Source organism: Castellaniella sp. (assembly GCF_047971665.1).
GTDB lineage: Bacteria > Pseudomonadota > Gammaproteobacteria > Burkholderiales > Burkholderiaceae_B > Castellaniella.
Genome location: NZ_JBKEAA010000013.1, coordinates 23,803 through 44,731, shown reverse-complemented (window position 1 = coordinate 44,731; position 20,929 = coordinate 23,803). Strand labels below are relative to the sequence as shown.

Sequence of the window (20,929 nt, the reverse complement as noted above, 5' to 3'; positions counted from 1 at the left end):
ATCGAAATACGAGGTAGGCACCCTCATCTCCTTACAGCCACTTGAGCCGGGTAAAAACGCATGTTTTAAAACAGTACGCCGGCAATCAGCCCTTGTTCCATTGTCTAGATATGGCATTTGCTGTATTGATTGCGTCCTGATCAGTTCGCATCGGAATATCCAGAATCCCTTGTTTGGCCGACATATCCAAACGCAGCAGACTGATGATGTTTTTACCGACCGTTGTAATCAATATATTTCCTCTGTATTTTGTCGTGATCGCATCCAGTTTTTTTGCACCGGCCTGAGTGAATTGAAACCGAACAAAAGGGTGGCCATTGTTAGAACGACGCGGCTGAACATTCTCCAAATCAGCATCATTCATGACTGCCTGAGGAGAAAACCAGAGAACGCCCTTTCCGATCTGAAGCCGGGACAATCCCTGCGCCTGCTGATCCTGCGCCAGATAAAAAGTGACCGATTGATACCTGGCAGCCGTACTGGCCTGCCGGGAAACCGATTGAACGGCAACTTCTGACGATTGCGCAGTCGATTGCGGACCGTTCCTGTTGTCTGGCCGCGGCGCCCTGCTCTGGCAGCCGGCCAGCACAACCGATGCAAGAACAGGGGCCAGCATTACAACACTTCGCTTTAGCAGCATAGAATTTTCACCCGATAAGCAAATCAGTAGACTTCGTTCTACTCAGAAGTGCTCCTCATGTTTACCATTGATATCCGACACCGATCGTGCCACCAAAATCGCTTCGCGAAGAACCATTTGCAGCCGCCTTGAGAACCCAGTTCCCATTTTCAGTCACATGGGACATACCCACCGCATAACCGCCTTCGCCACGCCAAGTTGAACCAGCAACACTGACCATGCTCTTGCCCGGCAAATACGCCTGAGGCAAACCGGCTACAGCCATGGCTGCCGCGACACCCGCACTGGCTCGATTGTCGACAGAATCGATCCGCTTGGACACCCGATTCAGCTGATTTACATTCACTGCATCGGTGCCCGCTGTCCCCGGTGCGACATTCGTGATTTTCTGCCCCCGCATATCTATGCCGTTCTGAGTCATGACGGGACCATTTTCTATCGCAATCTGCTGAGTGGCCGTCAGCGACTGAATATGCAGATCATTCGAAAGCCGCACACTGACGCCATTCGAGGTGGTCTCTGTGGAGATGTTGTTCCCATCCCCAGTGATGGCGACAGTCTGACCGAGCCGACGCGCCGTTGGCGTACCGCTGTCCGCCGCAAAACTCAGCGGAACCTGGACAGCCTGCTCTACCGTGTAGAGCTGACTGCCATTCACGGCATCCGTGCTGGTGGCGCTTACCTCCCCGGCTGCGACATTGATCACCTGGCGCTCGGCGCCCTCCTTCCCCACGCTGACCACGCCAAATGAAGAATTCCCCTGGCCAGCATACGTATACGCCTGATCATTGATCGTCGAACCCGTCTCGGTTGTCGCCTCCCGATCAGTTGAGTCGGCACCCAGCACTACACCGTTATCTTGCGTGGTGCTCACGTTATTGCCCAATACGAACGTATTGTCGTTGGCAATGGTGTTGCGATTGCCAACGGCATAACTCCTCTTACCACTGACTACATTCGGATCCCCGAAAGCCCCGGAGTGATCGCCCGTTACCTGATTTCCCACCCCAACGGCAACCGATTGCTCTCCACTCGCCTCGGAATTCGTGCCCATTGCAATCGCATTTTTCCCGCTCGCGTTCGCACTGACACCCAGCGCAAGACTGTTTTGTCCTGCAGCCGTTGACGACCGTCCCATGCCGATCGCATTGTTCGCGGTCGCACTCGCACTGGCACCCAGCGCAAGACTGTTTTGTCCTGCAGCCGTTGACGACCGTCCCATACCAACCGCATTGAGCCCGGAAGCATTCGAGTTCGAGCCGATGCCAATGGCATAGTCTCCCATTGCGCTCGCCGCATTGCCCATGCCAACAGCATCGGCGCCAGAGGCTGTCGACAACGTACCAATGCCAATGGCATTTACACCACTTGCTTTCGCCGTATTGCCCAGGCCAACAGCATTTTCTGCCGTCGCTTCAGCCATGGCTCCCAGCGCGACAGTGTTGCTTTCCGTCGCCTTCGATTCCTGGCCCAGGCTCACCGCATTGACTCCGGAAGCATTCGACCTCTGGCCGATGCCGATGGCACCGTCCTGAGTTGCCTGCGCCGCATTGCCCATGCCGATCGCATTGTTCGCGCTCGCACTCGCACTGGCACCCAGCGCAAGACTGTTTGTCCCTGTGGAGTTCGAGCCCGAACCGATACTCACGGCAGAGCCCCCAGTTGCTTTGGCACTATGGCCAATTCCGATGGTCTCGTTCTTAGAGGCATTTGCTGAATCGCCAATACTGATCGCATAATTCGCTACCGCAGATGGGCCACCTCCGGTGCTGTCCGACTTATTTCCTATACTGATAGAGCTGGTCCCCCGCGAGGACGAGGCTGACCCAAGAGCAATGGAATTCGTCCCATTTGCTTTCGCGGCACCTAAAGCAACGCTACCCTTCGAGGTCGCATTCGCCCCATCGCCAACGGCCGTGGCGGATGCCTGCGAAGCCTTGGCGTTATTCCCTACAGCCGTGGTGTTGGGCTGCGAAGCCTTGGCTTTATTTCCTACAGCTGTGGCATTTGTATTCGTGGCGCCCGCCTCAGAGCCGACTGCTGTCGTACCTTCCTTTGATGCCTTGGCCATATGGCCTACAGCCGTGGCGTTTTTTCCCGCAGCGTTGGCCTTTACTCCGGCCGCCAGCGCGTCTGTCCCGGTAGCACCGTTATTATTGTAATTTCCCGTGCTGCTGGTCGTATTTCCGACACTATAGAAGTGGCAATCGTTACTGGTTGCAGAGCAACCTCCCGCATACGAAAAACTTGCGAAACCCAATACACCGATGCACGCGAAGGCCATCCTGGCAATCGCCGCTGCAACCCGCTCCGCGGTTCCGACTTGCACCGTCGTACGATTGCGGGCATCCGCCGATCCGGATCGTTTCCCACGACCTTGAGCGGTTTCCGGAACGACCACATAGGTTCTCGTCCGATCATTCCAGATGATTTTATGGATCTTGTTCATGTGAGCCTCCGCCAAATTCCTTTGAGATACAAATTCATACTTGAATGTCTCGAGACGCTACGAGATTTGGAGATTATTTTCTCAGCAGTTGCATTTTTTTAGTTAGTCAATTCAGGCATGCCGATACCGCATAAAGTGCACATTGCACAAATAATTGATCTGTTTGACGAGATTCAGAAATCGGTCAGGCATCTGGCGCAGCCCTCCAGATGATGTCCACGGCCCAGCCTCGTACCTGCAGAACATGCTCACGACCTGTCCGCATCGTCGAACCACTGATTGGGGGAACGGCTGCCGCATCGCTGACAGCTCGAGAAAAGACGACAGCCTGTTTGCACCACTTGAACCGGGTGCGGATATCCTGCGCAGTGTCGCTTGAGTCACGGCTCACCATGCGAATGGCCGTGGATCCGCCAACATGCGCAACGCGCTGGCATAGCCCTGCATCAGCCCCAACGGACTGATGCTTTTACGAGTCAACGATGTGAATCCTGACCTTGATGGTCGATGAGCACCACTTCAGTACGCTCGCCAGTTTTCAGGACAGGAGGAGGAAAGGAGTGGACGTCTCTTGTTTTCTGATTTCACGCATCCCCGGCCTCTTCGTCCCACTTTCTCAGCAGGGCCAGCTTCTCGGCGATCCTGATTTCCAGCCCCCTGGGCACGGGCTGATACCAACCCGGCTCCAGCATGCCGTCGGGCAGATAGGTCTCACCCGCCGCATAGGCATTGGGCTCATCGTGGGCATACCGGTAGGCATGCCCGTAGCCCAGTTCCTTCATGAGCTTGGTCGGCGCATTGCGCAAATGTACCGGAACCTCCCGGCTTTTGTCCTGCTTGACAAAGGCGCGTGCCCGGTTGTACGCGTTGTAGCCGGCGTTGCTCTTGGCCGCCATGGCCAGATAGATCACCGCCTGCCCCAGAGCCAGTTCTCCTTCGGGGCTGCCCAGCCGCTCATAGGTCGAGGCCGCATCGTTGGCGATCTGCATGGCCCTCGGGTCGGCCAGGCCGATGTCTTCCCAGGCCATACGGACAATGCGCCGGGCCAGATAGCGGGGGTCTGCGCCGCCATCCAGCATCCGCGTGAACCAGTACAGCGCCGCATCCGGATGCGAGCCGCGCACCGACTTGTGCAAGGCCGAGATCTGGTCGTAGAAATTGTCCCCGCTCTTGTCGAAACGACGGCTGTTGAGGGTCAGGGCGTTTTGCAGGAAATCGACGCTGATCGTGGTCAGGCCGGACGCCTCGGCGGCGGTGCGCGACTGCTCCAGCAGGTTCAGGAACCGTCTGGCATCTCCGTCGGCGTAACCAATGAGCGTATCCCGTGCCGGATCATCGAACTGAAGCGCACCCAGCGCGACTTTGCGCACCCGCTCGAACAGTTGGGTGAGTTCCGCCTCGGTCAGCGATTTGAGCACGTAGACCTGCGCCCGCGACAAGAGCGCGGAGTTCACCTCGAAAGAGGGATTCTCGGTGGTGGCGCCAACGAAGGTGACCAGGCCGCTTTCTGCGTAGGGCAACAGCGCATCCTGCTGGGCCTTGTTGAACCGGTGGATTTCATCCACGAACAGGAGCGTGTGCTTGCCCATGGACTGGTGGCGCTGAGCCTGTTCGATCGCGGCCCTGATGTCCTTGACACCCGAAAACACGGCGGACAAGGCGATGAATTCACACTTGAAGGCGGTCGCCATCAGGCGTGCCAGGGTCGTCTTGCCGACACCGGGCGGCCCCCACAGAATCATGGAATGCGGTGTGCCGGACTCGAAGGCCAGCCGCAGAGGACGGCCCGGCCCCAGCAGATGGGTCTGGCCGATCACCTCGTCCAGCGAACGGGGCCGCAAGGCATCGGCCAGCGGCGCGCCGGAGAGGGCCTGGAGCGGATCGGTCGCCGGCGCGCCCTGCCTGTGCCGGGCGCCTGACCGGGCCGGCATCGCGGCCTGCGCGAGGTCCGGATCGTCGCCCAGCAGATCGCCCTGCCCGTTCATCATTCCATCTTCACGAGATCGGCACCCTTGGGGACCGTGAACCGGAACTGCCCGGCGGGAATCTCGGGGTTGGACTTCAGGCCAGTAAAGACGATGCGCGAGATCTGGCCAAAGGCATCCAGCAATTCGAGCTGGCGCGGCAGCCCGTCGGAAAACGCGATATCCACGTGGACGAAGCCGGCATCCGGAGTCTTGGGCACGGCGCGCAGCCATTGCAGGCCGTCGCGATCGGGCCGGGGCTGCAGGTCGAAGGCGTCGTCCAGCGAACCCGAGCCGAACAAGAGCGCGGCCGGCGAAGCCCCGACAGCCTGGCTGGCGCGGCGCTCGGTGACCTGCGCCAGGTCGGGATCATACTGGTACACACGGCTGCCGTCGGAGACGATCAGCTGCTGATAGGGAGCGCGGACATCCCAGCGAAACTTGCCGGGCCGCTGGAAGGCGAAGGACCCACTTTGGGGTTTTTGGGCGAGCCCCCTGGCATCGGTCCGTTCCTGGCTGAACTGACCGATGGCGGCATGGACACGGCTCACGAAGGACTGCAGCTGGACCTGGGCCGTATCGACCGCCCGAGAAAGACCGGGCCATACCGCCAGGCAACACGACAGCGTGGCAGCGGCCAGAGCTCGACGGCGATTCGAAAAGCAGGCGATCATGGGAGTCACTCGTCCTCGCCGGGCGAGGCCGGCACCAGAATGTCACGGTTGCCGTTGGGCTGCTGCGGAGACACCAAGCCGGCCCGCTCCATCTGTTCGAGGATGCGGGCGGAACGGTTGTAGCCAATGCGCAGATTGCGCTGCACGAAGGAGATCGACGCCCGGCGGCTGCGCATGACGACTTCGACGGCCTGATCGTACAGCGGATCGCTTTCCGTATCGGCAAAGCCCGTGACGGAACTGACGCCGTCGCCGGTCTCGCCCTCGCTGGCGCCTTCGAGGAGCCCTTCGACATAATCCGGCTCGCCCTCGGCCTTCAGGGCCTCGACCACGCGATGCACCTCATCATCATGGACAAAGGCGCCATGAACCCGCGTGGGCACGCTGGTCCCCGGCGGCTGGTAGAGCATGTCGCCCTGTCCCAGCAGGGTCTCGGCGCCCATCTGGTCCAGGATGGTCCGGGAATCGACCTTGGAGGAGACCTGGAAGGCGATCCGCGTGGGGATATTGGCCTTGATCAGACCGGTGATGACATCCACGCTGGGGCGCTGCGTCGCCAGAATCAGGTGAATGCCGGCGGCGCGGGCCTTCTGGGCCAGCCGGGCGATGAGTTCCTCGACCTTTTTGCCCACCACCATCATCAGGTCGGCCAGCTCGTCGATCACCACCACGATCATGGGCAGCGGGCCCAGGGGCTCGGGCGCATCGGGCGTCAGCGAGAAGGGATTGGGAATGAGCTCCTCGCGCTTCTGGGCCTCGCGGATCTTGGTGTTGTACCCCGCCAGATTGCGCACCCCGAGCTTGCTCATGAGCTTGTAGCGCTTTTCCATTTCGGCCACGCACCAGTTCAGGGCATTGGAGGCATGGCGCATGTCGGTGACCACGGGGGCCAGCAAATGCGGAATGCCCTCGTAGACGGACATTTCCAGCATCTTGGGATCGATCAGGATCAGACGCACCTGGGTGGCGTCGGCCTTGTACAGGAGCGACAGGATCATGGCATTGATCCCGACCGACTTGCCCGAACCCGTGGTCCCGGCCACCAGCAGGTGCGGCATCTTGCCCAGGTCGGCCACCACCGGGTTGCCGGCGATGTCCTTGCCCAGCGCCATCGTCAGCAGGGACGCGCTCTCGTGGTAGACCTGGGACCCCAGGATTTCGGACAGCCGCACCGTCTGGCGCCGGGGATTGGGCAGCTCGAGCCCCATCAGGTTCTTGCCCGGGATGGTCTCCACCACCCGGATGCGCACCAGGCTGAGCGCGCGGGCCAGGTCCTTGGCCAGATTGACGATCTGGCTGCCCTTGACGCCGGTGGCCGGCTCGATCTCGTAGCGCGTGATGACCGGCCCGGCTTGGGCGGCCACGACGGTGACGCTGACGCCGAAATCGGACAGTTTTTTCTCGATCAGGCGCGAGGTGTATTCGATGGTCTCCGGGGAGACGGTTTCCTGGGTCTGCTCGACCGGGTCCAGCAGCGACAGGGCCGGCAGGCTGCCGGCCATCGCCGGGTCCTCGCGCGGCGTGAACAAGGGCTGTTGTTTTTCCTGCTGGACGCGCGGCGATTTGGGTACCGTGGTGACGGTGGGCTCGATACGGACCGGCTGCTCGTGCACCAGCTGGGTCTGGCGCGTTTCGACGATTTCCTGGCGTTCGGCCTGCGCCGTGACCCCCACGCGCCGGTCCTGCCAGGCGTTTTTCAGATCCCACAGGCGACGCCAGGCAAGTTCGAGGGCATGGCCGACGCGCTCGGAGACGTTCAGCCATGAAAAACCGAAAAACAGACTGGTGCCCGCGACGATGAAGGCCAGCAGCAGCAAGGTGCTGCCCGCCTCGCCCAGCAGTCGGGCCAATGCGCCCGCCAGGAGCTGACCCAGTTGCCCGCCCGCGCCCGCCGGCAGATGCCCCGCCCACCCCTGCAACCGCAGAGCCTCGACCCCCATGCAGCCCAGGAACAGCAGGGCAAAACCGATCCCGACCTCCCAGCGCACGCGCGGCAGCAATTCCGGGACACGGCTGGGCAGCACGACCCGGGACAGGCGATAGAATCCCGCCGCCACCCGACGCAGCAACAGCAGCACCCACAGCCAGGCGGATGCGCCGAACAGGTACAGCAGCAGATCGGCGACATACGCGCCAAAAGTGCCGCCCCAGTTGTAGATCGTGTCGCCGAAGACGGAATGGGACCAGCCCGGGTCGGTGCGATTCCAGGTGGCCAGCACCAGGATCAGCCAACAGGCCAGAGCCGCCAGCAGCACCCATCGGGCCTCGCGGAACAAGCCAGACAGGCGTGTCTGCAAAGGAGAGGGGCCGTTGCGCACGTTGCGGGAGGAGCGTGTAGGGGTCGCCGGAATTCTTGCCATCCCGTCATTATAATTGCGGGGTCAAAGTTCAACGGATTTTCAGCGATGCCCAGCGCAAAACACGCCAAACTCATCATTCTCGGGTCCGGTCCGGCAGGTTACACCGCCGCCGTCTACGCCGCCCGCGCCAATCTGAACCCGGTCCTGATCACCGGCCTGGAGCAAGGCGGTCAATTGATGACCACGACCGAAGTCGACAACTGGCCGGCCGATGTCGCCGGCGTCCAGGGCCCCGATCTGATGCAGCGGTTCATGGAGCACGCCCAGCGTTTCAACACGGAAATAGTGTTCGACCATATCGCCAGCGTGGACCTGTCGCAACGTCCCTTCACGCTGACCGGCGATACGGGGGAGACCTACACATGCGACGCCCTGATCCTCGCCACGGGGGCCTCAGCCCAGTACCTGGGGCTGCCGTCCGAACAGACGTTCATGGGCCGCGGCGTATCGGCCTGCGCCACCTGCGACGGCTTTTTTTACAAGAACCAGGACGTCGTCGTGGTCGGCGGCGGCAACACCGCTGTCGAAGAAGCCCTGTACCTGTCCAATATCTGCCGCACCGTCACCCTGGTACACCGGCGCGACAAGTTCCGCGCCGAGCCCATCCTGATCGACAAGCTGATGGACAAGGTCGAACACGGCAACATGCGCCTGGCGCTGTTTCGCGAACTGGATCAGGTCCTGGGCGACGATTCCGGCGTCACCGGCGTGCGGCTGCGCGACAATCGCAGCGGCGAGACCGAGAACCTGGCGGTCACCGGCGCCTTCATCGCGATCGGACACAAACCCAACACGGCGATCTTCGAGGGACAGATCACCATGGAAAACGGCTATATCGTCACCCGTAGCGGTCTCAAGGGGCTGGCGACCATGACCTCCGTGGAGGGCGTCTTCGCCGCTGGCGACGTGCAGGATCATGTCTACCGCCAGGCCATCACCAGCGCCGGCACCGGCTGCATGGCCGCGCTGGACGCACAACGCTGGCTGGAGAATGAAGGCATCTAAGCCCTCCCTGGCCGACCTGCGCCGGCTGCGCACCGAAGCGGCTCCCCCGGAACCACCCGCCCTTTCTCGCCCCAAGCCTCAGGGCTCGAAGCGCGGAGGCCGGAACAGTCCGGCAAACGCTCGACACGCCGGGCCGGAGGCAAAACACGTCGGTCCGGACTCAAGCGCCTCGGACGACCTGCCCCCACAGGCCGGAACGCCCTCGCTGGACCCCGCCGACCGCGCGCTGTTCCGCCAGGCCATGCGGTTCGTGCAACCGTTGCCGGATCACGGTCCCCGCGCCCGGGCGGGGGGCGGGCCGCGCGGCCCCGACAGCCTGCTGCAGGCCAGGCGGCAACACGCCCAAGGCGCCACCGCTGCGGCCCGGACGCCTCCCACCGCGCCCCGGCAACGGCGCAAAGCGCCGGCGTTCGATCCCGAAGCCGACGCCTTCCTGCAAACAGGCTGCGGCCCGGATCTGCTGCGCGGGCTGCGACGCGGCAAATGGATTCCTCAAGCATCACTGGATCTGCATGGCAGCACACTGGATCAGGCCCGCGAGCGGCTGGACCGGTTCCTGGCCTCATGCCTGACGCACGACATCCGCTGTGTGCGCATCATTCACGGCAAAGGGATCGGCTCGCGCCGGGGCGAGCCCGTTCTGAAAGCCGCGATCCGCCAGCACCTGTGCCGCCTGGAAGCCATCCAGGCCTGGGTCCAGTGCCATGAACACGAAGGCGGAGAAGGCGCCCTGCACGCCCTGCTGCGTCTGACCGCCCCACCCCGGGATTAACCACGGCTGCCACCCGGCATCGCCGCCCGCGCCTTACCGGAGTCTCTCATGAGCCCCAGCTGGATCTATCTGAGCATTGCCATTCTGGCCGAAGTCATCGCCACTTCCGCGCTGAAGGTGTCGAACGGCTTTACCCGCCCCCTGCCCTCGGCCATCACCACCCTGGGCTACGGACTCGCGTTCTATCTGCTGGCGCTGGCGTTGAAAACGATCCCGGTCGGAGTCGCCTATGCCGTCTGGTCGGGCGTGGGCATCCTCGCCATTGCCCTGATCGGTTACTTTGTCTTTGGTCAGGCGCTGGACGCCGCCGCGCTGGTCGGCATCGGGCTGATCCTGGCCGGGGTGCTGGTGTTGAATGTGCTTTCGGGATCGGGCGGGCAGGCATGACCCGTGTGAGCAGGCCCTGAATGGATCGGGGCCGACGATTTTGTCGTCGGCCCCGCCAGATTTATGTTTCTTATATGGGTACTGCTACAAATTAAAGCGCCATCTCCGTGGCGCCAGTGCCCTCGCAAGGCTGTCTCCTCACCTGCATGGACAGCATTATGCTGTCTGTATCTACAAATGACACTTAGGGAAGTCCCGTATCCCGTGCTGGTCCGCCGCCGTCACATCAGGGCCGGACCAAAACAGACAGCCGCGCCTGCCACGCCGACCGGTATGCGCAGCCACGACCGGTAACCGGAAATGAAGGCGAAGGACAGGCACCACAGCCCGATACCGATCTGCACGAAAGCCGCCAGTGCCCGCCAGGGATGATCGATCAGCTGCACCAGCTGCGGATTGGCGATCATGGCCAGCGGAATGATGTACAGCCCCACCCCCAGCCGCATCGCCGAGGCAGCCACCTTGAGCCAGTTCTCGCCCACGATGCCGGCCGCAATGAACACAGTGCCACAGACCGGCGGGGTGATCGTCGACAGCAAGGCATACCAGAACACGAAAAGGTGCGCCAGCAGCAGGTCGATCCCCAGCCGGTTCAACGCCGGTCCGGCGATCGCCACGCAGATGACGTACGCCGCCGTGGTCGGCACCTCCATGCCCAGCAGCAGGCACGCCACCGCCGTCAGCAGCAGCGCCGGCCACAGACTCTCCTGCGCCAGGGCGAGAATGACCGATGTGACCTTGATGCCCAGTCCCGTCATGCCCAGGACACCGATCACGATCGAGGCGCAGATGATGATGGCCGCGATCATGGAAATCTGCCGGCCCGCGATCAGGGCCGCTTCGGAGATGCGCCGGGCGAACGTCCGCAGCGACACCTTGAAGCGGATGTCGACCAGAAGCAACAGCACGCCCACCAGAATCGCCATGCAGGCGGCATACTGCGGCGTCACCTGCGCGATGAACATCTGCTGCAACAGCACCCCGAAAGGCACCAGGAAAAACAACAAGGTGACAATGACATCGCGCCGGCTGGGCTGGTCATCCTGGTCCAGCGCTTTGAGGCCATAGCGACGGGCAAACAGATCGATGCCGATCCATACAGCCAGGAAATACAGCAAGGCCGGCAACAGGGCCGCCGCCATGATCCGGGTGTAGGGCGTCCCGGTGAGCTCGACCATCACGAATGCGCCCGCGCCCATCAGCGGCGGCATGATCTGCCCGCCCGAGGAAGCGACCGCCTCGACGGCGCCCGCCAGGGATCTGGGATAGCCCATGCGCACCATCGTCGGCATCGTGACGGCCCCGATGGAAGCGGCATTGGCCGACGCGGAACCCGAAATCGACCCGAACAGCGCGGATGCCAGCACCGCAACCTTGCCCGCGCCACCCCGCAGGCGGCCCGCTGCCGCAGTGGCGATGTTGAGAAACCCCCGGCCCGCCTCGCCCACGTTCAGCACGGCGCCCATGATCACGAAAATGGCCACGACGCTGACGGATACACCGGTCAACGAACCCCAGACACCACCTTCCGTGATCGTCAATGTCCCCAGGACACTGCCCGGCGGCACCGCCGGGTGGCCGAACTGCCCCGGCACGTACTGACCGAAAAATCCATACAGCAGACAGATCAGCGCCACCATCGGCAAAGGCCAGCCGATGGCACGGCGGGCCATCTCCAGCGCGACCCCGAGCAACACCAGCCCTACAGCGATCTGCAGATTACTTTCGAGAAAACCGTATTGATCCCCCAGCGCATCGGCATTCAGCGCGATATACAGGCATGCGGCCACGCCCAGCGACATCAGCACCCATCCCGACAGCTTCTGCCACCGGGTCCGGGCCGCATAGACGAACAGCCAGGGCAGCGCCAGCGCCATGTGCAAAGGCCGCGCCACCAGGGCCGGCACCAGGCCGCTGAACACCAGCCCCAAGTGAAAGACGATCGAAAGCACCCCCAGGCCCACCCAGACGGTGGGCCCGCGCATCGGCTGCGCGGTCATGTCAGCGCATTTCCGCCGGGATCCGAAGACCGGCTTCCTGGTAATAGCGCACGGCGCCAGGATGCAGCTTGACCGTCGTCTTGAGCAACATCTCGGGGGTGACGGCTTTCCACCACGGCGCCCGCTCGCCCAACCCCGCCTTTTGCTGCCAGAAGGTCTTGGTCAGCAGATAGGCGGTCTGCTCGTCCATGGCCGTCGTCGTGAAGGCCTCGACGGGCAGGAACGTGGTGGCGACATCCTTGTCCACCCCCGCATAGGTGCCCGCCGGAATAATCTGCTTCTGACGGCCGGTCTGCTCGATCTGCGCATCGGTCAGCGACACCAGGGACACCGGCATGCTCGCGGAAGCCTCGACCAGATTGGGCGCGGGGAATGACCCGGCCGTCACGAAACCGTCGATCTGACCGTTCTTGAGAGCATCGGCGGCATTGCCAAGTTCCGCCGAGGCGATCTTGATCTTGTCCTCGAGACCGAACAGCTTGATGTATTTTTCGCCCTCGGTGGCCCCGAAACTGCCCTTGCCCAACAGGATGGTCTTGCCGGCCATGTCGGAGAACCGATCGACCTGCTGATCGCCCCGCATGACGAAATGCATGGTCAGCGACGGAATCGGAAACAGCGCCCGGATATTGGCGAAGGATTCCTTGGGTCGGTTCTTGAACGGTCCCTTGCCCTCCATGGCGCTCTCGACGAGACCCGGCGGCGAGGTGAACACATAGTCACCTTGCCGCACGGCGGCTTCCATGACGTTCTGCACCGAGCCCTGGCTCTCTTCCACCGTGAGGATGGTGCCTCCTTGCGAACCGGTCTTGATGGCGTTGGCCAGCTCCACACCCATCTGGTAGTAGGAGGTGCCGGCCTTGGCCGACTTGTAGGCGATGCGCTGCTCCGCATGCCCGGGCGCCGCAAGCCCGAATGAACACAGCGCCGTGACGCCCAGCGCAATCGTTGTTTTCAACCATGCTCGCATGGAATGCTCCTTGTATTAAGCCTCAAGGATATCGAGGGTATACATAACGCGTGGCCAGCGTCAATTTTTAAAGTGCCCGGTGACAGGCCGTCCAGGCGCCGCGGCAGACAACTCGACCGCCGAGCAATCGGGATTCACGGGAAAAGGCCGGCCGAACAGATAGCCTTGCGCCAGCAGACAGTCCTTTTCCATCGACAGCAACACACCCCGCTGCGCGGCGTTTTCGACCCCCTCGGCCACTACGTTCAAATCCAGTGAGCAGGCCAGGTTGAGCACGGCGGCCACGATGGCCGCGCTGCGCTGCTGCCCTTCCCGTCCCAGCGGCGCGATGAAGGAGCGGTCGATTTTCAGGGTCCTCAGAGGAAAGCGGTGCACATGACTGAGCGAGGAATAGCCGGTACCGAAATCGTCCAGCGCAATGCGCACGCCCGCCTCGCTCAAACAGCCCAGGATCTCGGAGGCCGCGTCCGGATCGGACATCAAAGAGGTCTCGGTGACCTCGACGCACAGTTGATTCGCCGCCACCCCGGTCCGCGATGCCAGATCCAGCAGGCGCTGGGGGAAATTCCGGCTGTGGAAATGGCTCGGTGAAATATTGAGGCTCAGGCACTTGTCGCTGCCGAGCATCATGGAAGCCGCCTCACAGGCCAGTTCATACATGTGCCAGTCGAGCGCCTCGATCAGGCCGACTTCTTCGGCCGCGGGCAGGAACTGGCTGGGCACCAGTACACCGTGTTCAGGATGCTGCCAACGGATCAGGGCCTCGTAGCCCACGACCTCGCTGTCCGTCAGGCGCACGATGGGCTGGAAATAAGCCGCGAACTGCGCCTGATCCAGCGCGATGCGCATCTGCTGCTCCAGATCGAGGACATTGATGGCTGATGCATGCAGCGCCTGGTCGAACAACACATAGCGCTTGCGGCCTGCCGCCTTGGCCCGATAAAGCGCCGTATCGGCGTCATGCAGCAATTGATCGACCGACCCGTAGGCCTGATGGCTCATCGCGATGCCGATACTGACCGAGATATGCAACTGGCGGCCATCAACCTTGATGGTTTCGGCCACCCGGGCCTGAATGCGCTCGGCAACCAGGCAGGCGGAATATGACTGCGAGCAATTTTCGAGCAGAATGGCAAACTCGTCGCCCGACAGCCGGCCGACCATGTCGGGCGCCCGCACGCAATCGGCCATCCGGGCCGAGACGATCCGCAACACCTCATCGCCCACGCGATGTCCCAGACCATCGTTAAAGAGCTTGAAGCGATCGACATCCAGATACAACAGGGCAAAACTGCGGGTCCGGTCCAGTTTTTGCGCGGCCAGCGCGCGTTCCAGGCGTTCGCGTAAATACAGGCGGTTGGGCAGACTGGTGAGCGAATCATGCATGACCTGATGCGTGAGTTGCTTTTGCGCCTGTTCCCGGACCACGATCTGTCGGTACAACGCCTGCGTGCGCTCGTGGACACGCTGCTCAAGCTGCGCGTTGAGCACCTGCAATGCCTCGGCCTGCTGGCGTCGCTGCAACGTATTGGCAATCTGATAGGACACGAACGTCAGCAGTTCGGCGTCCTGCTGCGTGTAATGCAGATTGGAACGGTAGCTCTGCACGACGACGACGCCCATCACGCCCTGCGGCCCCATCAAGGGCGCGCCGAGCCAGGAAACAGCCGGGGTGCCATAAATGGCCGGGTCTACCTCGCCTTGCTTGACCAGCGCATCGATATCCTGCATCTCCAGCCGGATGGTTTCCGCTCGCCGGATCGTATATTCACTCATGCCACGGCTCATGGGCCGGCGCACGAGCTCGGCCCCGGAACTGTCTACGTAATAGGGAAAATCCAGCCATTCTCCATCGTCGGACACCAGCGCGATGCAGAAACTCTCTGCATTGAGCAGCTCCCCCACCGCCTGATGAATGCTGCAATAAAAGACATCGCTGCTGTCCAGGCAATGGCTGAGCGCGGCAATCCGGTACAACGCCGACTGCAAATGAACTGCGCGTTCGCTTTCACGCACCTGTTTTCGCAGCCTGACATTGGCGCGAACGAATTCGCTGGTGCGTTCGGCGACCCGGCGCTCCAGGGTCTCCCGGTCCAGTTCAGACATGGCGCCATGCGCCTGCGCCTGGGCTGAGACCTGCGAATGCCCGGTTGCGCCTGTTTCAGTCGTAATCGTCGAGTCCGATGATTTCATCCGGCTCATGACTCATGTGTTCCCCTGTGTCGCCATGCGACACACTGATGCCGATTTCCTTTTTTTAAGTATAGTATATACAGATTGTAACCTGGCTGTTCTAGCCGACGCCCAATACCGCCTGAGCCGCGCGGATCACGGGCAGATCCACCATCCGGCCATCGAGGCTGAACGCCTCGCCGCCATGCCTGGCCGCCTCGTCCAGCACGCGACGCGCCCAGATGCGTTCAGCCTCGGAATACCCCAGGGTCTCGTTCACCCGCGCCACCTGGGTCGGGTGGATGCACAATTTGCCACCAAAACCGAAAGCTCGTGCCCTCCGGGCATCCGCCACAAGCCGTTCGGCATCCTGGGTATCCGTGGTCACGCCATCGATGGGCGCGGGCAACCCCGCGCGACGCGAGGCGGCCACCAGCGCGTGACGGGCAAAGGCCAGTTCGGGCTCATCGACCGAGGCGCGCATGCCGAGGTCGAGCTGAAAATCCAGATGACCGAAGGCCAGACGCGCGACCTGCGGTTCCCGCGCCAGCACATCGACGGCATCCAGCCCCGCCAGTGACTCGATCAAGGCCACGAGGCATGCGTTCGCGCCCAGCGCCTGGGCGATATCACGCAGCGCGGCGGGTGCTTCCGATTTGGGCTGCATCACGGTCACACCCTGCGCCGCCGAGTGGCGCAACATGGCGAGGTCGGCCGCATGCCAGCACGTGTCCACGGCATTGACGCGCACGACGATTCGCGCCAGCACGCCCGGTGCCAATGAGGTCAGGAACTGGGCGAGCTGATCACGCGCGACATCCTTGCTGCCCTCGGCAACAGCATCCTCGAGGTCGATGATGATGCAATCAGCGCCCGAATCCAGCGCCTTGGCGAAACGCTCCGGCTTGGTGGCCGGCACGAACAACAGACTGCGCGCATGGCAGGCGGGGGACGATACGGCGGTCATGAGGCATCCTTTTGCGGACATACCCGGCAAAAACGCAGAAAAGCCCCGCTTTCGCAATGAAAACGGGGCTTTTCAAAACCAGAAACGGTCAAACCGAGGACTACATGTTCTCGATCATCACCTGGCCGAAGCCCGAGCACGACACCTGGGTCGCGCCTTCCAGCAGACGGGCGAAGTCATAGGTGACCCGCTTCGACAGGATGGATTTCTCCATGCTGCTGATGATCAGGTCGGCGGCTTCGGTCCAGCCCATGTGACGCAGCATCATCTCGGCGGACAGAATCTCCGAACCCGGGTTGACGTAGTCCTTGCCCGCATACTTGGGCGCGGTGCCGTGCGTGGCCTCGAACATGGCCACGGAATCCGACAGGTTGGCGCCCGGGGCGATGCCGATCCCGCCGACCTGGGCAGCCAGGGCGTCGGAAATGTAGTCGCCGTTCAGGTTCAGCGTCGCGATGACGTCGTACTCGGCCGGCCGCAGCAGGATCTGCTGCAGGAAGGCGTCGGCGATGACGTCCTTGACCACGATGTCGCGACCGGTCTTGGGATTCTTGAATTTGCACCACGGGCCGCCATCGACCAGCTGGGCGCCGAATTCCTTCTGGGCCAGGGCGTAACCCCAGTCGCGGAAGCCGCCTTCGGTGAATTTCATGATGTTGCCCTTGTGCACCAGCGTGACACTCGGGCGGTCATTGTCGATGGCGTACTGGATCGCCTTGCGCACCAGGCGCTCCGTGCCTTCGCGCGACACGGGCTTGACGCCGATGCCGGACGTGCCCGGGAAACGGATTTTCTTGACACCCAGCTTGTCCTGCAGGAATTCGATGATCTGGCGGGCCTTGTCGGATTCCGCCTCGAACTCGATGCCGGCGTAGATGTCTTCGGAGTTTTCGCGGAAGATGACCATGTCGGTCTTTTCCGGTTCACGCACGGGCGAAGGCACGCCCTTGAAATAGCGCACCGGACGCAGGCAGACATACAGGTCCAGTTCCTGGCGCAGGGCCACGTTCAAGGAACGGATGCCACCGCCGACCGGGGTGGTCAGCGGGCCCTTGATGGAGACGACGTAATCGCGAACGACGTCCAGGGTTTCCTCGGGAAGCCAGACGTCCGGACCGTAGATCTTGGTGGATTTCTCACCGGCGTAGACTTCCATCCAGTGAATCTTGCGTTTGCCACCGTACGCTTTGGCCACTGCGGCATCGACGACCTTCAGCATCACCGGGGTGATGTCCTGGCCGGTGCCGTCACCCTCGATGTAGGGAATGATGGGCTCATCGGGAATGTTCAGGGAGAAATCGGCGTTGACCGTGATCTTCTGTCCGCCGGCCGGGACCTTGATGTGCTGATAGGACATGGGCGCTCCAGTGTTGCTGGGTTCGTTGTTTAAGGGAGGGAAATCAGTCTTATATAAGAGTTTAACGTAAACTGGCTGTCAGCAAACAGTGATTCTCCTCTTATTCTACCGGCCAGGGCGCCCGGGGCGTTCGATCCTGCGGGTTAAAATGCGTATCCCGACCCGTCGTCACCGCCTATTTTCTCCCCGCCCATGTTCAACCCGTCCAAGGAACAGGTCCGCGCGTTCTTCACCGATGCCTGGCGAAAACACCGTGAAGGCGGGGTGCTGACACCCCTGGAGACCATGGCTGTCGACCTGATCGGTCGCCACCCCGAATACCACGCCGACCTGCAGGATCCCGATGCGGCGGAGCGCGACTATCCGGTCGAGGCCGGCCGCACCAACCCGTTCCTGCACCTGTCGATGCATCTGGCGATCCAGGAACAACTGGCGATCGACCACCCCCCCGGCATCCGGGCCGCCTGGCATACGCTGTCCAAGGGACGGGACGAGCATGAGGCCGCCCACGTCATCATGGAGGCGCTCGGCGAGGTCGTCTGGGAGGCCCAGCGCCTGGGCAAGCCGCTGGACAATGCGCACTATCTGGACCTGATCCGGCGTCACGCCACGCGTGACCGCTGACGGGCGGCGCCCCGGCGGCGTCCCGACGGCAAAAACGAAAACGCCCGCCGGGCGTGCAGGCCGGACGGGCGTTCGCCGAAACAGGATGACCGGCTATTTGCGCACGGCCAGGGCGGAAGGCTGAGCCGACAGCCAGGCGGAAATATTCTCGATATCGGTGGCTGACAGTTGAGCCGCCATGGCCCCCATGATGGCATTCTTGCGCACATTGGCCGAGGCTGGCGCCCCCGCCTGCCCGCGCTGATACGAGGTCAACGCATGCACCAGATAGTCCTCATGCTGCCCGGCCAGGATTGGATAGTCTGGCTGCAGCGGCGTCTTGGCATCGGCGCCGTGACAGGAAGCACAGGTGTATTTTTCGAAAGCGGCCTTGCCGGCCTGCAGGTCGGCTGCCTGAGCGCCGGTTGCCACCAGGCCAAGACCCAGCAGGGCAATCCCCAATGTACGCATGATGGTGTTCCCCCGGATCACTTGAGACTGGAATAGTAGGCTGCGACATCGGCCATGTCCTGCTCGGACAGGGACCGCGCGATGGCGTCCATGGTCGGGAAGGTCCGCGCGCCACTGGCGTATTCCTTCAGGGCCGCCACAATGTAGGCCGCGTTCTGACCCGCGATCATGGGGACGTGGTACAACTCCGGGTAGGCGGCCTTGTAGCCCAGGATTCCATGGCATCCGATGCACATGGAGACCTTTTGGGCGCCCGCCTGAGCATTGCCCTGCACGGCGGGAGGATCGGCCGCCAGGGCAGACCCCGCCAGCAGACAGGATGCCGCCACGACGACAGCTCCCAAACCACGATCAAACATAGCTCGCGACTTCATATGGCCTCTTGTCTCTCTGATTCATATTGTGTCGGCATCGGCCCCTGTTTTACCGGACCGATGAGGCATGTCGATTGTACGATAATTGCCTCGATACAGTCAGACCTCGAAATTTAAAACCCATAATATCTGTCCACTAGGTTCTTCGTCCGCCCCTCCTGTTTCCATGACCCGCATCGCAACCTCCGCCTCGCAAGACCGTTTCGACGGCACCGACCGCTACGTCGCCACCGAATCCCTGAAAACCGCCGTCAATGCCGCCCTGACGTTGCAGCGCCCCCTGCTGGTCAAGGGCGAACCCGGAACCGGCAAGACCCTGCTGGCCGAGGAGGTCGCCCGCGCGCTGGGCCGCCCTCTGTTGCAATGGCACATCAAATCCACAACCAAGGCGCAACAGGGTCTGTACGAATACGACGCTGTCTCGCGCCTGCGCGATTCCCAGTTGGGTGAGGCCGCCGTGCGCGACATCCGCAACTACATCGTGCAGGGCGTCCTGTGGCAGGCGTTCGAATCGGAGCAGCCCAGCGTCGTGCTGATCGACGAGATCGACAAGGCCGACATCGAGTTCCCCAACGACCTGCTGCGCGAACTGGATCGCATGGAATTCCATGTCTACGAGACGCGCCAGACAGTCCATGCGCGCCACAAGCCGCTGATCATCATCACGTCGAACAACGAAAAGGACCTGCCCGACGCGTTCCTGCGGCGCTGCTTCTTTCACTACATCGAATTCCCCGACCGTGAGACCCTGACCGATATCGTGGCCGTCCATTTTCCTGATCTGCGGGCCGAGGTGCTGGGCGCCGCACTGGACGCGTTCTTCCGCCTGCGCGAGGTGCCAGGACTGAAAAAACGCCCCTCGACCTCCGAGTTCCTGGACTGGCTGCATCTGCTGCTGGCCGAATCCGTGACGCCCGACAGCCTGTCGCGAGGCGACACACCGCCCCTGGCCGGCGCCCTGCTGAAAAACGAACAGGACCTGAATCTGTTGCGACGGCTGGCCGCCCTGACGCAACGCGGCGGGCGCTGACGCCCCAGCCCCCGGTGACCCGCATCACACAGTACAGCACAGCACAGCACAGCACCGATCACATCACGACACCCTCCCCGCTCCCCTCTTCATCGGACCTTCTCATGAACGCGCTGACCTCCGGATTCAGGCAGTCCCCCCGCCCCATCACCCTGGAGGGCCATGGCGTGCGCCTGGTCCCGCTGTCTCCGGACCATGCCGACAGCCTGCGCGCCGCCGCCGCCGACGGCGAACTCTGGAACCTGCGCATCACCTCGGTTCCCGAGCCCGAGCAGACCGGGGCCTACATCGATCAGGCGCTGCAAGGGCTGGCCGACGGCCACATGCTGCCCTTTGCCGTCACTGACGCTGCCAGCGGCCAGGTGCTGGGCACCACGCGCTACCACGACATCATCCCGGCTGTTGCCCGGCTCGAGATCGGCTACACCTGGTATGCCAGATCCCATCAGCGCACGCGCGTCAACACCGCCTGCAAGCTGCTGCTGCTCGAACATGCCTTCAATACCCTGGGCGCCGCCGTGGTGGGCTGGCGCACCGACAACTACAACTATGCCTCCCAGCGCGCCATCGAACGCCTGGGCGCGCACCGCGATGGCGCCATCCGCCACCACGCGCTGCGCCGCGACGGCACCGTGCGCGACACGGTCATGTACAGCCTGCTGGCGGGAGAATGGGCCGAGGTCCGGGCCCATCTGCTGCACCAGTTGCAGCGTCCCCGCAACTGATCCCCCCTG

Annotated in this window: 18 protein-coding genes; 6 read left to right on the top strand and 12 right to left on the bottom strand. The window is 62.5% G+C overall.

The window, feature by feature from the left end:
* Window positions 1-85 precede the first annotated feature (85 nt).
* The 5 genes from ACK5JE_RS04335 to ACK5JE_RS04315 form a co-directional block, all read right to left on the bottom strand.
* Complete coding sequence (locus tag ACK5JE_RS04335; RefSeq protein ID WP_416800474.1) at window positions 86-616, bottom strand: hypothetical protein; 531 nt, start codon at window positions 614-616, stop codon at window positions 86-88.
* Window positions 617-701: 85 nt separating this feature from the next.
* The gene (locus ACK5JE_RS04330; protein WP_416800473.1) at window positions 702-3,089 is read right to left on the bottom strand and encodes a YadA-like family protein; all 2,388 of its coding nucleotides are present in this window, start codon (window positions 3,087-3,089) and stop codon (window positions 702-704) included.
* 584 nt (window positions 3,090-3,673) lie between these two features.
* Complete coding sequence (locus ACK5JE_RS04325; RefSeq protein WP_416800472.1) at window positions 3,674-5,077, bottom strand: replication-associated recombination protein A; 1,404 nt, start codon at window positions 5,075-5,077, stop codon at window positions 3,674-3,676.
* The gene (gene lolA / locus ACK5JE_RS04320) at window positions 5,074-5,727 is read right to left on the bottom strand and encodes an outer membrane lipoprotein chaperone LolA (RefSeq protein WP_416800471.1); all 654 of its coding nucleotides are present in this window, start codon (window positions 5,725-5,727) and stop codon (window positions 5,074-5,076) included. The genes ACK5JE_RS04325 and lolA overlap by 4 nt, the downstream gene beginning before the upstream one ends.
* Before the next feature lie 5 nt (window positions 5,728-5,732).
* Complete coding sequence (locus tag ACK5JE_RS04315; RefSeq protein WP_416800470.1) at window positions 5,733-8,087, bottom strand: DNA translocase FtsK; 2,355 nt, start codon at window positions 8,085-8,087, stop codon at window positions 5,733-5,735.
* A 45-nt stretch (window positions 8,088-8,132) separates the two neighbouring features.
* Here ACK5JE_RS04315 and trxB point away from each other — a divergent pair, with 45 nt between their 5' ends.
* From trxB to ACK5JE_RS04300, 3 genes are read left to right on the top strand one after another with little or no spacing between them, the layout of a single operon-like run.
* On the top strand, window positions 8,133-9,092 hold the full coding sequence (trxB, locus tag ACK5JE_RS04310) for a thioredoxin-disulfide reductase (RefSeq protein ID WP_416800469.1): 960 nt from the start codon (window positions 8,133-8,135) through the stop codon (window positions 9,090-9,092).
* Complete coding sequence (locus ACK5JE_RS04305; protein WP_416800468.1) at window positions 9,079-9,864, top strand: Smr/MutS family protein; 786 nt, start codon at window positions 9,079-9,081, stop codon at window positions 9,862-9,864. The genes trxB and ACK5JE_RS04305 overlap by 14 nt, the downstream gene beginning before the upstream one ends.
* A 48-nt stretch (window positions 9,865-9,912) precedes the next feature.
* Window positions 9,913-10,251, top strand: a complete 339-nt coding sequence (locus ACK5JE_RS04300; RefSeq protein ID WP_416800467.1) for a DMT family transporter — start codon at window positions 9,913-9,915, stop codon at window positions 10,249-10,251.
* Window positions 10,252-10,472: 221 nt separating this feature from the next.
* On the opposite strand, the gene ACK5JE_RS04295 is transcribed toward ACK5JE_RS04300, so the two are convergent.
* The 5 genes from ACK5JE_RS04295 to icd form a co-directional block, all read right to left on the bottom strand.
* The gene (locus ACK5JE_RS04295; RefSeq protein WP_416800466.1) at window positions 10,473-12,251 is read right to left on the bottom strand and encodes a TRAP transporter permease; all 1,779 of its coding nucleotides are present in this window, start codon (window positions 12,249-12,251) and stop codon (window positions 10,473-10,475) included.
* 1 nt (window position 12,252) lies between these two features.
* A complete protein-coding gene (locus tag ACK5JE_RS04290; protein ID WP_416800465.1) occupies window positions 12,253-13,221 on the bottom strand; it encodes a TAXI family TRAP transporter solute-binding subunit in 969 nt (322 codons plus the stop codon).
* A 60-nt stretch (window positions 13,222-13,281) separates the two neighbouring features.
* Window positions 13,282-15,327, bottom strand: a complete 2,046-nt coding sequence (locus tag ACK5JE_RS04285; RefSeq protein ID WP_416800464.1) for a putative bifunctional diguanylate cyclase/phosphodiesterase — start codon at window positions 15,325-15,327, stop codon at window positions 13,282-13,284.
* Between the two features lie 187 nt (window positions 15,328-15,514).
* Window positions 15,515-16,360: an HpcH/HpaI aldolase/citrate lyase family protein gene (locus ACK5JE_RS04280; RefSeq protein ID WP_416800463.1), complete on the bottom strand. Its 846-nt coding sequence runs from the start codon at window positions 16,358-16,360 to the stop codon at window positions 15,515-15,517.
* A 100-nt stretch (window positions 16,361-16,460) separates the two neighbouring features.
* A complete protein-coding gene (gene icd, locus ACK5JE_RS04275; RefSeq protein WP_416800462.1) occupies window positions 16,461-17,717 on the bottom strand; it encodes an NADP-dependent isocitrate dehydrogenase in 1,257 nt (418 codons plus the stop codon).
* A 192-nt stretch (window positions 17,718-17,909) separates the two neighbouring features.
* Here icd and ACK5JE_RS04270 point away from each other — a divergent pair, with 192 nt between their 5' ends.
* Window positions 17,910-18,341, top strand: coding sequence for a DUF1841 family protein (locus ACK5JE_RS04270; protein ID WP_416800461.1), 432 nt, complete (start codon window positions 17,910-17,912; stop codon window positions 18,339-18,341).
* Window positions 18,342-18,434: 93 nt separating this feature from the next.
* Here ACK5JE_RS04270 and ACK5JE_RS04265 read toward each other — a convergent pair whose 3' ends face one another.
* Together ACK5JE_RS04265 and ACK5JE_RS04260 are read right to left on the bottom strand one after the other, a co-directional pair.
* Window positions 18,435-18,791, bottom strand: coding sequence for a c-type cytochrome (locus ACK5JE_RS04265; RefSeq protein WP_416800460.1), 357 nt, complete (start codon window positions 18,789-18,791; stop codon window positions 18,435-18,437).
* 17 nt (window positions 18,792-18,808) lie between these two features.
* Window positions 18,809-19,165, bottom strand: a complete 357-nt coding sequence (locus ACK5JE_RS04260; protein ID WP_416800459.1) for a c-type cytochrome — start codon at window positions 19,163-19,165, stop codon at window positions 18,809-18,811.
* 166 nt (window positions 19,166-19,331) lie between these two features.
* Here ACK5JE_RS04260 and ACK5JE_RS04255 point away from each other — a divergent pair, with 166 nt between their 5' ends.
* Together ACK5JE_RS04255 and ACK5JE_RS04250 are read left to right on the top strand one after the other, a co-directional pair.
* Complete coding sequence (locus ACK5JE_RS04255) at window positions 19,332-20,195, top strand: AAA family ATPase (protein ID WP_416800458.1); 864 nt, start codon at window positions 19,332-19,334, stop codon at window positions 20,193-20,195.
* Between the two features lie 104 nt (window positions 20,196-20,299).
* Window positions 20,300-20,920 carry a GNAT family N-acetyltransferase gene (locus ACK5JE_RS04250; protein WP_416800457.1) on the top strand — a complete coding sequence of 207 codons (621 nt, stop codon included), beginning with the start codon at window positions 20,300-20,302 and terminating at the stop codon, window positions 20,918-20,920.
* Window positions 20,921-20,929: the final 9 nt, after the last annotated feature.

Bases quoted from the DNA above. Each gene is read 5' to 3' on its own strand.
- ACK5JE_RS04270 (WP_416800461.1), top strand. From the start codon at position 17,910: ATGTTCAACCCGTCCAAGGAACAGGTCCGCGCGTTCTTCACCGATGCC.
- ACK5JE_RS04280 (WP_416800463.1), bottom strand. From the start codon at position 16,360: ATGACCGCCGTATCGTCCCCCGCCTGCCATGCGCGCAGTCTGTTGTTC.
- ACK5JE_RS04290 (WP_416800465.1), bottom strand. From the start codon at position 13,221: ATGCGAGCATGGTTGAAAACAACGATTGCGCTGGGCGTCACGGCGCTG.
- ACK5JE_RS04285 (WP_416800464.1), bottom strand. From the start codon at position 15,327: ATGTCTGAACTGGACCGGGAGACCCTGGAGCGCCGGGTCGCCGAACGC.
- trxB (WP_416800469.1), top strand. From the start codon at position 8,133: ATGCCCAGCGCAAAACACGCCAAACTCATCATTCTCGGGTCCGGTCCG.
- ACK5JE_RS04265 (WP_416800460.1), bottom strand. From the start codon at position 18,791: ATGCGTACATTGGGGATTGCCCTGCTGGGTCTTGGCCTGGTGGCAACC.
- ACK5JE_RS04260 (WP_416800459.1), bottom strand. From the start codon at position 19,165: ATGAAGTCGCGAGCTATGTTTGATCGTGGTTTGGGAGCTGTCGTCGTG.
- ACK5JE_RS04255 (WP_416800458.1), top strand. From the start codon at position 19,332: ATGACCCGCATCGCAACCTCCGCCTCGCAAGACCGTTTCGACGGCACC.
- ACK5JE_RS04330 (WP_416800473.1), bottom strand. From the start codon at position 3,089: ATGAACAAGATCCATAAAATCATCTGGAATGATCGGACGAGAACCTAT.
- icd (WP_416800462.1), bottom strand. From the start codon at position 17,717: ATGTCCTATCAGCACATCAAGGTCCCGGCCGGCGGACAGAAGATCACG.
- ACK5JE_RS04250 (WP_416800457.1), top strand. From the start codon at position 20,300: ATGAACGCGCTGACCTCCGGATTCAGGCAGTCCCCCCGCCCCATCACC.
- ACK5JE_RS04305 (WP_416800468.1), top strand. From the start codon at position 9,079: ATGAAGGCATCTAAGCCCTCCCTGGCCGACCTGCGCCGGCTGCGCACC.
- ACK5JE_RS04325 (WP_416800472.1), bottom strand. From the start codon at position 5,077: ATGATGAACGGGCAGGGCGATCTGCTGGGCGACGATCCGGACCTCGCG.
- lolA (WP_416800471.1), bottom strand. From the start codon at position 5,727: ATGATCGCCTGCTTTTCGAATCGCCGTCGAGCTCTGGCCGCTGCCACG.
- ACK5JE_RS04335 (WP_416800474.1), bottom strand. From the start codon at position 616: ATGCTGGCCCCTGTTCTTGCATCGGTTGTGCTGGCCGGCTGCCAGAGC.
- ACK5JE_RS04295 (WP_416800466.1), bottom strand. From the start codon at position 12,251: ATGACCGCGCAGCCGATGCGCGGGCCCACCGTCTGGGTGGGCCTGGGG.
- ACK5JE_RS04315 (WP_416800470.1), bottom strand. From the start codon at position 8,087: ATGGCAAGAATTCCGGCGACCCCTACACGCTCCTCCCGCAACGTGCGC.
- ACK5JE_RS04300 (WP_416800467.1), top strand. From the start codon at position 9,913: ATGAGCCCCAGCTGGATCTATCTGAGCATTGCCATTCTGGCCGAAGTC.